The organism is Pseudomonas sp. PSKL.D1 (assembly GCF_028898945.1).
Lineage (GTDB): Bacteria > Pseudomonadota > Gammaproteobacteria > Pseudomonadales > Pseudomonadaceae > Aquipseudomonas.
Window position 1 is genome coordinate 4,000,333 of the sequence record NZ_CP118607.1, and the last position, 12,314, is coordinate 4,012,646.

At 62.4% G+C, this 12,314-nt stretch carries 10 protein-coding genes; 3 read left to right on the top strand and 7 right to left on the bottom strand.

Annotated features, from left to right (window positions below; all coding sequences use genetic code 11):
• Window positions 1-51: 51 nt before the first annotated feature.
• The 4 genes from PVV54_RS17635 to PVV54_RS17650 form a co-directional block, all read right to left on the bottom strand.
• Window positions 52-303 carry a DUF1653 domain-containing protein gene (locus PVV54_RS17635; RefSeq protein WP_274906493.1) on the bottom strand — a complete coding sequence of 84 codons (252 nt, stop codon included), beginning with the start codon at window positions 301-303 and terminating at the stop codon, window positions 52-54.
• Between the two features lie 79 nt (window positions 304-382).
• Window positions 383-1,558 carry an acetyl-CoA C-acyltransferase FadA gene (fadA, locus tag PVV54_RS17640; RefSeq protein ID WP_274906494.1) on the bottom strand — a complete coding sequence of 392 codons (1,176 nt, stop codon included), beginning with the start codon at window positions 1,556-1,558 and terminating at the stop codon, window positions 383-385.
• Window positions 1,559-1,589: 31 nt separating this feature from the next.
• Complete coding sequence (gene fadB, locus PVV54_RS17645) at window positions 1,590-3,737, bottom strand: fatty acid oxidation complex subunit alpha FadB (RefSeq protein WP_274906495.1); 2,148 nt, start codon at window positions 3,735-3,737, stop codon at window positions 1,590-1,592.
• Between the two features lie 646 nt (window positions 3,738-4,383).
• Window positions 4,384-4,821 carry a hypothetical protein gene (locus PVV54_RS17650; RefSeq protein ID WP_274906496.1) on the bottom strand — a complete coding sequence of 146 codons (438 nt, stop codon included), beginning with the start codon at window positions 4,819-4,821 and terminating at the stop codon, window positions 4,384-4,386.
• Window positions 4,822-4,931: 110 nt separating this feature from the next.
• Here PVV54_RS17650 and PVV54_RS17655 point away from each other — a divergent pair, with 110 nt between their 5' ends.
• Window positions 4,932-5,372 carry a universal stress protein gene (locus PVV54_RS17655; RefSeq protein WP_274906497.1) on the top strand — a complete coding sequence of 147 codons (441 nt, stop codon included), beginning with the start codon at window positions 4,932-4,934 and terminating at the stop codon, window positions 5,370-5,372.
• A gap of 88 nt (window positions 5,373-5,460) precedes the next feature.
• Here the strand turns inward: PVV54_RS17655 and PVV54_RS17660 are convergent, their stop codons facing one another.
• Window positions 5,461-7,389: an ATP-binding cassette domain-containing protein gene (locus tag PVV54_RS17660; RefSeq protein WP_274906498.1), complete on the bottom strand. Its 1,929-nt coding sequence runs from the start codon at window positions 7,387-7,389 to the stop codon at window positions 5,461-5,463.
• Between the two features lie 221 nt (window positions 7,390-7,610).
• On the opposite strand from PVV54_RS17660, the gene PVV54_RS17665 reads away from it, so the two are divergent.
• Complete coding sequence (locus PVV54_RS17665) at window positions 7,611-9,539, top strand: transglycosylase SLT domain-containing protein (RefSeq protein ID WP_274906499.1); 1,929 nt, start codon at window positions 7,611-7,613, stop codon at window positions 9,537-9,539.
• A 99-nt stretch (window positions 9,540-9,638) separates the two neighbouring features.
• Here PVV54_RS17665 and PVV54_RS17670 read toward each other — a convergent pair whose 3' ends face one another.
• Window positions 9,639-10,442, bottom strand: a complete 804-nt coding sequence (locus PVV54_RS17670) for an MOSC domain-containing protein (RefSeq protein WP_274906500.1) — start codon at window positions 10,440-10,442, stop codon at window positions 9,639-9,641.
• A 56-nt stretch (window positions 10,443-10,498) separates the two neighbouring features.
• Window positions 10,499-11,434 (bottom strand): chemotaxis protein CheV, encoded by a 936-nt coding sequence (locus PVV54_RS17675; protein ID WP_274906501.1) that lies wholly within the window; start codon window positions 11,432-11,434, stop codon window positions 10,499-10,501.
• A 342-nt stretch (window positions 11,435-11,776) separates the two neighbouring features.
• Between PVV54_RS17675 and PVV54_RS17680 the strand changes: the two genes are divergently transcribed.
• Window positions 11,777-12,286, top strand: coding sequence for a histidine kinase (locus PVV54_RS17680; protein WP_274906502.1), 510 nt, complete (start codon window positions 11,777-11,779; stop codon window positions 12,284-12,286).
• The last annotated feature ends 28 nt before the right edge of the window (window positions 12,287-12,314 follow it).

The following is a 12,314-nucleotide window of genomic DNA, read 5'->3' on the forward strand; positions in this document are numbered from 1 at the left end:
ACGCGGCACCGCTATATATAGTGGCAAAAGAGTGAGGTCAAGCGCGGCCTGTCACACGTGCGATTTGCCTGACAGCCCGGGCAGCCCTTCTTCGGCCTTGACCAAAGCAAAGCGTGGCACCTGCTCGCCGTCAACCTCGACGGACTCCTTGAACATCGAAAGTGGCCTTACCCAGAAGCTGTAATCACCATACAGGCACTGGTAGAACACCATCCACTCTTCCGTTTCGGAATGCCGTGCAACACTGAAGACACGGTACTCAGGCCCTTTGTAATGCCGGTAAACGCCTGGTTGTATCTGCATGTTGCCTTCCCTCTTGAACCCTAACCTGTAAAAAACAAAAACCGGGGCACTGGGCCCCGGCTGCTGCCTTGCAACGCGATCAGACGCGTTCGAAGACAGTGGTAATACCCTGGCCCAAGCCGACGCACATGGTGGCGACACCCAAGGTACCGCCATTTTGCTTCATGACGTTGAGCAGGGTGCCGGAAATCCGCGCCCCGGAGCAACCGAACGGGTGGCCCAAGGCAATGGCGCCGCCGTGCAGGTTAACCTTCTCATCCATCTTGTCGAGCACTTTCAGATCTTTCAGCACCGGCAGGGCCTGTGCAGCGAAGGCTTCGTTGAGCTCGATGAAGTCGATATCGGCCATGGTCAGGCCTGCGCGCTTGAGGGCTTTCTGGGTCGACGGCACCGGGCCGTAGCCCATGATTGCCGGGTCCACGCCTGCTACCGCCATCGAGCGGATCACCGCCAACGGCTGGATGCCCAGGTCCATTGCACGCTGGCCGGACATGACGATCATGCACGACGCGCCGTCGGTGATCTGCGACGAAGTACCGGCGGTGACGGTACCCCCTTTCGGGTTGAACGCCGGCTTGAGCGACGCCAGGCCTTCGAGGGTGGTTTCCGGGCGAATGGTTTCGTCGAAGTCGAACACCTTCAGGAAGCCGTTCTCGTCATACCCCTGCATGGGGATGATTTCGTCCTTGAACTTGCCTTCTAGCGTTGCCTTGTGGGCGAGCTGGTGCGAACGCAGGCCGAACAGGTCCTGTTGCTCACGGGTGATGCCGTGCATCTTGCCGAGCATTTCGGCGGTCAGGCCCATCATGCCAGACGCCTTGGCGGCGTGCAGCGACAGATGCGGGTTAGGGTCCACGCCGTGCATCATGCTCACATGGCCCATGTGCTCGACGCCACCGACCACGAATACATCGCCGTTACCGGTCATGATCGCCTGGGCAGCGGTGTGCAGCGCGCTCATGGACGAGCCGCACAGGCGGCTGACGGTTTGCGCCGCCGAGGTGTGCGGGATCTGGGTCATCAGCGACGCCATGCGGGCGATGTTCCAGCCCTGCTCCAGGGTCTGGTTGACGCAGCCCCAGATCACGTCCTCGACCTCTTTGGGGTCGACCTTGTCGTTGCGCTCGAGCAGCTTGCTGATCAGGTGCGCCGACATGTCTTCGGCGCGGGTATTGCGGTGCATGCCACCCTTGGAGCGGCCCATCGGCGTGCGACCGAAGTCGACAATCACCACGTCTCTTGGATTCAGGCTCATATCAATATTCTCGCTCTAGCTCGTTGGGCGCTCAGTTGAAGAAGCGCTGGCCGTTCTTGGCCATTTCGCGCAGCTTCGCAGTGGGGTGGTACAGCGGCCCCAGGTCGGCATACTGGTCGGCCAATGCGACGAACTCGGCAACCCCGATGGAATCGATGTAACGCAGCGCGCCGCCACGGAACGGAGGGAAACCAATGCCGTAGACCAGGCCCATGTCGGCCTCGGCCGCGGTTTCGACGATGCCGTCTTCCAGGCAACGCACGGTTTCCAGGCACAACGGGACCATCATCCAGTTGATGATGTCTTCGTCGGTAACTTCACGCTGCTCGAACACGATGGGCTTGAGCACGTCATGCACGGTGGCATCGATGACTTTCTTCGGCTTGCCGCGCTTGTCGGTTTCGTAGGCGTAGAAGCCCTTGCCGTTCTTCTGGCCCAGGCGGTTGGCCTCGTACAGCGCGTCGACGGCAGAGCGGCGCTCGTCCTGCATGCGGTCCGGGAAGCCTTCGGCCATCACGTCACGGCCATGGTGGCCGGTGTCGATGCCGACAACGTCCATCAGGTAGGCCGGGCCCATCGGCCAGCCAAACTTCTCCATGACCTTGTCGATGCGCACGAAGTCGACGCCAGCGCTCACCAGCTTGGCGAAGCCGCCAAAGTACGGGAACAGCACGCGGTTAACCAGGAAGCCCGGGCAGTCGTTGACCACGATCGGGTTCTTGCCCATTTTCTTGGCGTAGGCCACGGTGGTGGCAACGGCCACTTCGCTGGACTTCTCGCCACGGATCACTTCCACCAGCGGCATCATGTGCACCGGGTTGAAGAAGTGCATGCCGACGAAGTTTTCCGGGCGCTTGAGGGCCTTGGCCAGCAGGTTGATGGAGATGGTCGAGGTGTTGGAAGCAAGGATTGCGTCTTCCTTCACCTGGCCTTCCACTTCAGCCAGCACGGCCTGCTTGACCTTCGGGTTCTCGACCACGGCCTCGACCACGATGTCGACGTTGGCGAAGTCGCCATACGACAGGGTCGGGCGAATGGCGTTGAGCGCCTCGGCCATTTTAGCCGGGGTCAGGCGGCCTTTGTCGACGCGGTTGCCGAGCAGCTTGGAGGCTTCGTTCAGGCCCAGCTGGATGGCTTCTTCGCGGATATCCTTCATCAGGATCGGGGTGCCTTTGACCGCCGACTGATAGGCGATACCGCCACCCATGATGCCGGCGCCGAGCACGGCGGCCTGCTTCACGTCCAGGGCGATTTCGTCGTGTTTCTTGGCTTTGCGCTTGAGTTCCTGATCGTTCAGGAACAGGCCGATCAGGCTCTCGGCAACCGAGGTTTTAGCCAGTTTGGCAAAGCCTGCAGCCTCGATTTCCAGCGCTTTCTCGCGGCCAGCGTTGGCGGCTTTCTGAATGGTCTTGATGGCTTCGACCGGCGCCGGGTAGTTCGGGCCAGCCTGGCCAGCGACGAAGCCCTTGGCGGTTTCGAAGGCCATCATCTGTTCGATGGCGTTGAGCTTGAGCTTTTCCAGCTTGGGCTGGCGCTTGGCCTTGTAGTCCAGCTCGCCGCTGATGGCGCGCTTGATCAGGTCCAGGGCGCCGGCCTGCAGCAGCTCCGGGGCGACAACGGCGTCGACGGCACCCACTTTCAGGGCGTCTTCGGCACGGTTTTCTTTACCGGCGGCAATCCACTCGATGGCGTTGTCCGAACCGATCAGGCGCGGCAGGCGCACGGTACCGCCGAAGCCCGGGTAGATGCCCAGCTTGACTTCCGGCAGGCCGATCTTGGCGGTGTTGGCCATGATGCGGTAATCCGCTGCCAGGCACATTTCAAGGCCGCCACCCAGGGCGATGCCGTTGATGGCCGCCACGGTCGGCACTTCGAGGTCTTCGAAGGCGTTGAAGATGCGGTTGGCTTCCAGGTTGCCGGCAACCAGTTCGGCCTCGGGCAGCTTGAAGTTGTCGACGAACTCGGTGATGTCGGCGCCGACGATGAACACGTCCTTGCCACTGCTGACGATCACACCTTTCACCGAGGCGTCGGCCTTGATGGCATCGACGGCCTGGCGCAGCTCGTCCAGGGTCAGGCGATTGAACTTGTTGACGGACTCACCCTTGAGGTCGAACTTCAGTTCGACGATGCCGCTTTCAAGAGCCTTAACCGTGATGGCTTTACCTTCGTAAATCATCAACTGATCTCCACGATATGGAAGCTGAACTGTACACGCCGATCGCTGCGGGCAATGCAGGCTTGGCTGTTTGCCCCAGGCACACCCGTCAGCGCGCTAGTCGGGATTCTGTATGAGGCTTGTGACATACAAACGCTCAATTCATACGCCCGTTTGATTTGGGTATGCACACATTCTCCGAAAAGATCGGCGTTGTCAAATGCTCGCAAGCACCATGAAAACGCGACTTTGCGGTCACTTTGCAACGGCAGGGTGCGATGAATGATGACAGTGATTACCGTCCATTCATGTCAGCGATTGGCTATATGGAGGGGGCCAGCCTCGGGAGTTTGGGCGCCGCCCTGCGGCGCATCGCGGATAAATCCGCTCCTACAGTCGTTGCTAGCAGAACCGAGTTTGCCACTGTAGGAGCGGATTTATCCGCGATGCGCCGCGCGGGCGGCGCTCGATCTCTCGGGCGACAACCATCTCAAGGCATACACCGAAAATTTTTTGACCTTCCCTCAAACCCCAAACTACACTGCGACTGCAACGAAAATTTTCCCGGCCTGCCTGGCCTTTTCCGCCCTGCGGAACGCAAAGCGGCAACCTGTCCCCACCCCTTCAGGGGAGTCAACAGGTTGCCGCTTTGTCGTTGTGGAGGGGCTTAAGCGAGGGTATCGAAGGCGTGGGCAATATCCTGCAATACAGATTCATCGCCGCGCTCGTTCCAGTACAGGGCAAGCATGCGGCTGTCCGCTTCAACCTTGTAGACGGTAGGCGGCAAGCGGGCGAACACCTCAGCCAGGCGGGGCTCTTCGCACACTTCTTTCCATTGGTTCCACCACACGCCCGGGGTGACCTGCCAGTAGCACCAGGTGTCTTGCTGGCCAGCGCGCCGTGCCCGGTGGTACTGCGGGCACGGGCTGGGCGGCGCCACCTCGAACCAGTGCGGCCACTGCTGGGGCGCCAGTTGCATGGCCAGGCCCATGCGCCGCGCGGCCAGGCGCAGGGTCATCTGCTGGCCCTGTTTGCGCGACAGCTTCAGCCACGACAGCGGGCTGAGAATCAGCGCAAGGATTGACACCACCAGCCATACCGTCATATCTGTAGTTCCCATAAAGCGTTGCAAATGAGCGGGTTACTCATGTTTCACGGAAGACCTGCCCGAATGCGACCATACTTCTACTATCGCGATTGTCAGGAGTACTGCACATGTCCTATGAACATCTTCTGGTCGCCGTCGACCTGACCGAAGAATGCGACCCGGTGATCAAGCGTGCCAAGGCAATCGCCGTGGCTTCGGGTGCCAAGGTCTCGCTGGTGCACATCGTCGAGCCCATGGCCATGGCCTTTGGCGGTGACGTGCCGATGGACCTGTCGCAACTGCAACAGCAACAGTTCGACCAGGCCAAGGAGCGCATGGACCGCCTGTTCACCAAATACCCCGACATCAATCGCGGCGATTCGCACCTGACCTACGGCCAGCCGCGACAGGAAATTCACCAGTTGGCCAAGGAGCAGAAATGCGACCTGATCGTGGTGGGTAGCCATGGGCGGCACGGGTTGGCATTGCTGCTGGGCTCGACAGCCAATGACGTGCTGCACGGGGCACCGTGTGACGTGCTGGCGGTGCGGTTGCAGAAGAAAGAATGATCTAGCCTGTAATGGCGCATCGCGGATAAATCCGCTCCTACAGACGTTTGTGTAGGAGCGGATTTATCCGCGATGAGGCCAGACCTGCTTAACCTTCCAGCTCAGCCCACCGCTCCACCAGCGCATCCAGCTCGCCCTGCAGGGCCTCCAGCTTGGCCAGTACCGCCGAGGTCTCGGCAATCGGCCGCTGATAGAAAGCAGGTGAACTCACCTCTTCCTGCACCACCGCCATGCGCTGCTCCACCTCATCGATCTGCCCAGGCAACATCTCCAGCTCACGCTGCAGCTTGTAGCTGAGTTTCTTCTTCGAAGTATCAGCCGCCGCTGCAACCGGCGCAGGCGCCGCCTGCTCCACCGGCTTCTCGACCACCGCACTGTTGAGTTCGGACTTGCCGCCCTTGCTCTCGGTCACGCCCAGCAGCTTCGGCGAGCCACCCTGGCGAATCCAGTCTTCATAGCCGCCCACGTACTCGCGGACCTTGCCCTGCCCTTCGAACACCAGGGTGCTGGTGACCACGTTGTCGAGGAAGGCCCGGTCGTGGCTGACCATCAGCACGGTGCCTTTGTAGTTCGACAGCACTTCTTCGAGCAGCTCGAGGGTTTCGACGTCGAGGTCGTTGGTCGGTTCGTCCAGCACCAGCAGGTTGGCCGGCTTGCTGAACAGCTTGGCCAGCAGCAGGCGCGCACGTTCGCCACCCGACAGTGCCTTGACCGGCGTGCGGGCGCGCTGCGGGCTGAACAGGAAGTCGCCCAGGTAGCTCAGCACATGGCGGTTCTGGCCATCGATCTCGATAAAATCGCGGCCTTCGGCCAGGTTGTCGATGACGGTCTTTTCCAGGTCCAGCGCGTGGCGCATCTGGTCGAAATAGGCCACTTCCAGCTTGGTGCCACGGTCGACCTTGCCGGCCGTCGGCTCCAGGTCGCCGAGCATCAGCTTGAGCAAGGTGGTCTTGCCGGTGCCGTTGGCGCCCAGCAGGCCGATGCGGTCCTCACGCTGCAGCACCATGGAGAAATCATTCACCAGCTTTGGCCCGCCAGGGTGGGCAAAGCTGACATTCTCCAGCACCATCACCTGCTTGCCGGACTTTTCCGCAGCCTCGATCTGGATGTTCGCCTTGCCTTGGCGCTCGCGGCGTTCGCCACGCTCCACGCGCAGGGCCTTGAGCGCACGCACACGCCCTTCGTTACGGGTACGGCGGGCCTTGATGCCCTGGCGGATCCACACTTCTTCCTGGGCCAGGCGCTTGTCGAACAGCGCGTTGGCGGTTTCTTCGGCGGCCAGCGCGGCCTCCTTGTGCACCAGGAAGCTGGCGTAGTCGCCGTTCCAGTCGATCAGGCCGCCACGGTCCAGTTCAAGGATGCGCGTGGCCAGGTTCTGCAGGAAGGAACGGTCGTGGGTGATGAACAGCACCGCGCCGTTGAAGCCGCTGAGGGCTTCTTCCAGCCAGGCGATGGCGCCGATGTCCAGGTGGTTGGTTGGTTCGTCGAGCAGCAGCAGGTCCGGCTCGGACACCAGTGCCTGGGCCAGCAGCACGCGGCGGCGCCAGCCACCGGACAGCTCGGCCAGGGTCTTGTCGGCCGGCAGTTGCAGGCGGCTCAGGGTGCTTTCCACCACTTGCTGCAGGCGCCAGCCGTCGCGGGCCTCCAGTTCGTGCTGAACATGCATGAGTTTGTCCAGGTCTTCGTCACCCTGGATGTTCTGGCTCAGGTGGTGGTATTCGGCCAGCAGTTCGCCGACGCCGTCCAGGCCCGCGGCCACAACGTCGAATACCGAGCGCTCGTCGGCCACCGGCAGTTCCTGCGGCAGTTCGCCGATCTTCAGGCCCGGTGCGCGCCAGATTTCGCCGTCGTCACCCTTCTGCTCACCCTTGACCAGGCGCAGCATGCTCGATTTGCCGGTGCCGTTGCGGCCGATGATGCACACCCGCTCACCACGGGCGATCTGCCAGGACACTTTGTCCAGCAGCGGCATCGCGCCGAATGCAAGGGACACATCGCTGAATTTGAGCAAGGTCATGGTCGTCTCCAGAAAGCGGGCGCGCATTCTACCTGACTTGGGCCTTTACGGCATTAAGTTGACTGCCCGGCAGGGGCATTGCGACATCCGGTCGAACTTAACGCTTTGATACAAGCACGGTGCTTTCACCCGCCACCGGCAAACAGCTAAGCTAAGGCAATAGCTCCCAACAGTGCTGGCTTCGCCGTCACTACCCCATGGTTCAACTGCCCGGACGTATCATGCGCAGCCGCCTGTTACAAATTGCTTCGTGCCTGCTGATCACCGCCGCCACCGCCGGTGCGGCGCAGGCCATCGACCTTTCCCAGCAACGCCAGTACTACGACGAGGCCAAGCGTGCCCTGGCCAAAGGCGACAAAGGCCCGTACCTGCGTTACGCCCAGGCCCTGCGCGACTACCCGCTGACGCCTTACCTGGCGTACGACGAGCTGACCGCACGCCTGAAGAGCGCCAGCAACCAGGAAATCGAAGGCTTCCTGGCCAAGCACGGTGACCTGCCCCAGGCCAACTGGATGAAGCTGCGCTGGTTGCGCTGGCTGGCCGAACGCGGCGAATGGGACACCTTCGTCAAATACTATGACCCGAAACTCAACTTCACCGAACTGGACTGCCTGAACGGCCAGTACCAGCTCAGCCACGGCCTGCGCGCCGAGGGCAATGCCACTGCTGAAAAACTGTGGAACGTCGGCAAATCGCAACCTGCGGCCTGCGACACCCTGTTCGGCACCTGGGCAGCCCAGGGCCAGCTGACCGAAGCCAAGCGCTGGAACCGCGCCAAACTGGCGGCCCAGGCGCGCAACTATGCCCTGGCCAACAGCCTGGTCAAAACCCTGACCACGCTGGCCCCGCAGGGCCGCCTGCTGGTTGATGTGGCGCAAAAGCCCGAACTGCTTAACCAGCCCTCGCGCTTCGCCCCCGTGGATGAAGCCATGTCCGACGTGGTCAGCCTGGGCCTGCGCCGCCTGGCCCGCCAGGACCCGGAGCGCGCCATGGTGCTGCTGGACGACTACGCCCAGCGCATGCACTTTTCCCGCGACGAAAAGGTCGCCATCGCCCGCGAAATCGGCCTGACCCTCGCCCGCCGCTACGACCCGCGGGCGCTGGACCTGATGACCCGCTACGACCCGGAGCTGCGCGACAACACCGTCAGCGAATGGCGCCTGCGCCTGCTGCTGCGCCTGGGCCGCTGGGAGGACGCCTACGAGCTGACCAAGCGCCTGCCGCAAGACCTGGCCAGCAGCAACCGCTGGAAGTACTGGCAAGCACGCAGCCTGGAGCTGGCCCAGCCGAACAACCCGCAAGTGCCGATGCTGTACAAGAACGTGGCTCGTGAACGTGATTTCTATGGCTTTCTGGCCGCTGACCGGGCACGCACGCCGTACCAGCTGAACAACCGGCCGCTGGTGCTGAGCCCGCAGTTGGTGAACAAGGTGCGCAACACGCCGGGCGTGCAGCGCGCGCTCGAGTTCCACGCCCGCGGGCAAATCGTCGAAGGCCGCCGCGAGTGGTACCACGTCAGCCGCCACTTCACGCGTGACGAGATGGTCGCCCAGGCGCGCCTGGCGTATGACTTGCGCTGGTACTTCCCGGCCATCCGCACCATCAGCCAGGCCCAGTACTGGGACGACCTGGACATCCGCTTCCCGATGGCCCACCGCGACACCCTGGTGCGCGAAGCCAAAGTGCGCGGGCTGCATTCCAGCTGGGTATTCGCCATCACCCGCCAGGAAAGCGCCTTCATGGAAGACGCCCGCTCCAGCGTTGGCGCCAGCGGCCTGATGCAGTTGATGCCGGCCACCGCCAAGGAGACTGCACGCAAGTTCAGCATCCCGCTGGCATCGCCGCAGCAGGTGTTCAACCCGGACAAGAACATCCAGCTGGGCGCGGCCTACCTGAGCCAGGTGCACGGGCAGTTCAACGGCAACCGCGTGCTGGCATCAGCCGCGTACAACGCAGGCCCCGGGCGCGTGCGGCAGTGGCTCAAGGGCGCCAAGCACCTGAGCTTTGATGTGTGGGTGGAGTCCATCCCGTTCGACGAGACGCGCCAGTACGTGCAGAACGTGCTGTCGTATTCGGTGATCTACGGGCAGAAGCTCAACTCGCCGCAGCCGCTGGTGGATTGGCATGAGCGGTATTTTGACGATATGTGATCGGCATTAGGGCCCTTTCGCGGCTAAAGCCGCTCCTACAGGCGCCACAAAACCTGTAGGAGCGGCTTTAGCCGCGATGAGGCCGGCACAGGCGCCCAGTTAATCCAGCACCTCCACCGCCATGCCCACCTCAATCTCGCCGCTGCCCTCCAACGCCAGGTTCTGCCCAAACAGAATATCCCCTTCCCGCTCCCGGAACGTCTTCAGCGTCGTCAACGGCTCCCGGTCAGCACTACGCTCCCCGGTCGCCGGGTCCAGCGTGGTGAAGATGCACCGCACACTTGGCTTGAGCACCCGGAACTCCAGCCCACCGATACGAATCCGCTTCCAGCCATCCTCGGCGAACGGCTCGGCCCCCTGCACCACCAGGTTCGGCCGAAAGCGCAGCATCTCCATCGGCCTGCCGATGCGGCGGTTCAGCTCATCCAGCGAACCCTGCCCGATCAGGAGAAACGGAAACCCATCAGGGAATGCCGCACGGTCACTGTTCAGGCCATAACCGCTGGGCAGGTAACGCGCCCGCTGTTCGGGGCAATGAACCAGGCGCACGTCCTTGCCCAGCAGTTGCGATAACCAGGCTGCCGCTTCATCACCGGCATCCGGCACGCGCAGGGTGTCGCGCCAAATGGTCACGCCACGCAAACCTTCCTCTGCAGGCGGCACCGCCACGTGCAGGGGCGCCAGCCCCGGCGCCTGCAGCAACAGGCGCCCGGTTTGATCATCACTGGCCTGGAGCTGGCCCAGCCGCGGCCAGGCGCGCTGGGTGAGAAAACGCCCGTTGTCCGCTTCAACCACCATCCAGCGCCGGTCCCCCAGCAATCCCAGGTGATCAACCGGCGAAGCCTGCAGGCGTTGCGCCTGGCCCGACTTCACCGGGTACCGATACAACTCACTCAGAAACATCCCTGCCCGCCTCTTGCCCTGTCAAAAGGCAAGCTTATACCCGGCAGGCGGCGGTTTCACGCGCTGGCGGTGTCCAGCAACAGGCGCTGCTTGACCACATCCACCAGGCGGTCGGGCTGGAATTTGGACAGGAAGTTATCGCAGCCCACCTTCTTTACCATGGACTCGTTGAAGCTGCCCGACAGCGAGGTGTGCAGCACCACATAAAGCTGGCGCAAGCGCGCATCGCTGCGAATTTCGGTGGTCAGGCGGTAGCCGTCCATCTCGGGCATTTCAGCGTCGGTGAACACCATGAGCAATTTTTCGCACACATCCTCACCGGCATCCGCCCAGCCTTTGAGCATGCGCAATGCTTTAAGGCCATCACTGGCCACATGCAGTTTCACGCCCAGTTGCGACAGGGTGTCACGCAGCTGCGCCAGGGCCACGCTGGAGTCGTCCACCAGCAGGACCTCGCGGCCACGGGCGCGGGCCAACACCGGGTCGGCCAGCTTGTCGTTGGAGACCCGGGCGTTGTAAGGCACGATTTCGGCCAGCACCTTCTCCACGTCGATCACTTCCACCAGCTTTTCGTCCACCTTGGTGATGGCGGTCAGGTAGTGCTGGCGGCCGGCACTGGTGGGGGGCGGCATGATCGCCTCCCAGTTCATGTTGACGATGCGGTCCACGCCACCAACCAGAAAGGCCTGCACCGAGCGGTTGTATTCGGTGACGATGATGGTGCTGTCCGGCCCCGGCTGCAGTGGGCGCATGCCGATCGCCTGGGACAGGTCGATCACCGGCAGGGTTTGCCCACGCAGGTTGACCACGCCACAGACGAAGGCGTGGCGCTGCGGCATCAGGGTGAGCTTGGGCAGTTGCAGTACTTCCTGCACCTTGAACACGTTGATGGCGAACAACTGCCGGCCAGCCAGGCGGAACATGAGGATTTCCAGGCGGTTCTCACCTACCAGTTGCGTACGTTGGTCTACCGTGTCGAGAATGCCAGCCATTGGAAAGCCCCCAGGCATGAAGAATGGAATGACCTTATATCGGCGGCGCAGAGGCCAGCTTGACCCCTGTGCGAAAATGCCGCGCAGGGTGATTGATATCACATTACCATCATGCTTTACTGCGAAGGGTCGCAACTTGGATCCCATCCACGTTTGCCGAGTAATACCTGAGGCCGGCATCAGGGAAACCCCTAGCGGCAATCGGGTGCAACCTGATGTTCGCGATATCCTTTAGCCATTAATGTGACGCCATTCTCACTGCATGAATGGAGTCAGGCTTTTGCTCGCGACCGACATGGCTAGGCCATCCCCTGCTCCCGCCCTACGCGCCGGAGCCTCCTGATGGACCACACCGTCTTCAACAGCAGCGCCCTGCAGGAGTTCCTGCTGGATGCGCAGGTCTTGCTCACCCAGTCCCAGGAATGCCTGCAGCACCTGGAGCTGATTGCCAATGACCCCGACGCCTGCCATTGCCTGAACAATACCCTGGGCACCCTTGCCAGGCGGGCCAATGGCCTGGGTCTGTTCGAAGTCGCCCACTACGCTGCCGCCCTGCAACAGCTGACCGCCCCTGCCTGCCGGAGCCTGCACCTGCGCGCTGTCGCCCTGCCGCCGTTGCATGCCTGCCTGACCTTGCTGGCTTGGCAGCTGGAACTGGTCGATCCCCGTACCGGGCGGCTCGCCCTCGATACCACTGAGCAAATGGCACTGCTGCATGATCTGGCCACGGCACTGGACCAACCCTTGCCGCAAACGTGTGCGCCCTGCCGTGACAGCGCCAGCGATTGCCTTCACCCGCATCCGCACGCCGAACCGGCAATGTTGCCCGCCTCCCCCTTCCGGGCGCATTAGCGAGCCAACTTACTGCATGGCTGCCTTA